At 67.5% G+C, this 363-nt stretch carries 1 protein-coding gene; it reads left to right on the top strand.

The features are described from left to right. On the top strand, positions 1-363 hold a 363-nt coding region (locus EN818_RS31115), incomplete at both ends, for an aminotransferase class III-fold pyridoxal phosphate-dependent enzyme (RefSeq protein WP_135906652.1).

Raw genomic sequence — 363 nt, 5'->3', positions numbered from 1 at the left:
ATGACGAGGTGATTAGCGGCGCCGGCCCCACCGGCAGGTTCCTCGGCGGCGACCATTTGAACTGCAGGCCCGACATCGTCGCGCTCTCGAAAGTGCTGGGCTCGGGCTACGCGCCGCTCGGCGCGCTGGCGGCACCCATGCGGCTGGTCGAGCCGCTGCTCGTCTCCGGCGGCTTCCAGCACGGCCACACCTATGCCGGCAACCCGCTCGCCTGCGCCGCCGGCCTTGCCGTGCTTAGCGAGATGGACCGGCTTGACCTTATCGCCAACGCCGCCGCCATGGGCGATGTGCTGATCGAAGAACTGAGAGGATTGGCGAAACGCTTTCCGTTCATGGCCGACGTGCGCGGTAAGGGATTGCTCC

Source organism: Mesorhizobium sp. M3A.F.Ca.ET.175.01.1.1 (genome assembly GCF_004791945.1).
Lineage (GTDB): Bacteria > Pseudomonadota > Alphaproteobacteria > Rhizobiales > Rhizobiaceae > Mesorhizobium.
Note: the sequence above shows the minus strand (reverse complement) of the source record. Positions and strands in the feature narration are given on the sequence as shown.